2 pseudogenes are annotated in these 1214 nt (G+C 68.4%); one reads left to right on the top strand and one right to left on the bottom strand.

From position 1 onward, the window contains the following. Positions 1-164: 164 nt before the first annotated feature. Positions 165-539: pseudogene (locus tag A5692_RS28555) on the top strand (LysR family transcriptional regulator); the annotation flags it as partial. Here A5692_RS28555 and A5692_RS20810 read toward each other — a convergent pair. Then, positions 447-1214 (bottom strand): annotated as a pseudogene (locus A5692_RS20810) (DUF222 domain-containing protein); the annotation flags it as partial. The pseudogenes A5692_RS28555 and A5692_RS20810 sit on opposite strands and share 93 nt — an antisense overlap.

The raw sequence follows: 1214 nt of genomic DNA, 5'->3' as shown, positions 1-1214 counted from the left end.
CTTCACGTAGTAGTGCGCGCCGAGCTCGAGGTCCATTTTCCACTCGATCAGCCCGTAGCCGCCGTCCTCCCAGATCACCACCACCCCGAAAAACTCCTACGGCACGACGACGATGACGACGCGGCCTAGCGACAGCGCCGCCTCTGCGCGTGGTCGAATGGTCCGTGCTATTCCGTCAGCTGGAGTATTTCGTAGCGCTCGCTCAGGAGCGCCACTTCGCGCGCGCGGCGAGCGCTTGCTACGTCTCGCAGCCCGCGCTGTCGGAGGCCATCCGCAAGCTCGAACAGGAGCTCAACGTCCCGCTGGTGCGGCGTGGACAGAAGTTCGAAGGCCTCACTCCCGAGGGCGAGCGGCTGGTGCCCTGGGCCAGACGCATCCTGGCCGACCGCGACGCCCTGCGACAGGAGGTTACGGCGCTGCAGACCGGCCTGACCGGCGAACTGCGGCTCGGGGTGGTGCCCGCTGCCTCGACTACCGTTGCGCTGCTTACCGATCCGTTCGGTGTGGCCCTTGGCGTTTGTGCGGGTGGTCCAGCCGTCGGGTTTGAGCATGCGGTGGTGGGGTCCGCAGGCGAAGGTGAGGTTGTCGATGTCGGTGCGGCGGCACTGGTTCCAGTCGGTGACGTGGTGGACTTCGGAGAGGTAGCCGGGCACGGTGCAACCCGGCGCCGTGCAGCCGCGGTCCTTGGCGTAGAGCATGATTCGTTGTCCGCGGGTGGCGAGTCGCTTGCTGTGATACAGCGCCAAAGGTTTGGCGTTGTCGAAGACCGCCAAATAGTGGTGGGCGTGGCGGGCCAGCCGGATCACGTCGCTGATGGGGAGCCGGGTGCCGCCACCGGTGCGCCCTGTGCCGGCGGCGGTCTGCAGCTCAGCCAGGGTCGTGGTGATGATGATGGAGGCGGGTAAGCCGTTGTGCTGACCCAGTTTTCCCGAGGCCAACAGCGCCCGTAGGCCGGCCAGCAGCCCGTCGTGGTTGCGCTGGGCCGTGCTGCGGGCGTCGCGGTCGATCGCCTCCTGGCTCGGTGCCCCGTCCACGCATGGGGTGTCCTCGAGCGGGTTGCACATGCCGGGTGCGGCGAGTTTGGCCAGCACCGCCTCCACGGTGGCGCGCAACTCCGGGGTGAGCAGGCCGCGCAGCTCGGACATGCCGTCGGGGCCTTGCTTGCCCAAAGTGAGTCCGCGCCGGCGGGCGCGGTCGTCGTCGGTGTAGGTGCC

Source organism: Mycobacterium sp. E342, from assembly GCF_001667665.1.
In the GTDB taxonomy this organism is placed as follows: Bacteria; Actinomycetota; Actinomycetes; order Mycobacteriales; family Mycobacteriaceae; genus Mycobacterium.
Note: the sequence above shows the minus strand (reverse complement) of the source record. Positions and strands in the feature narration are given on the sequence as shown.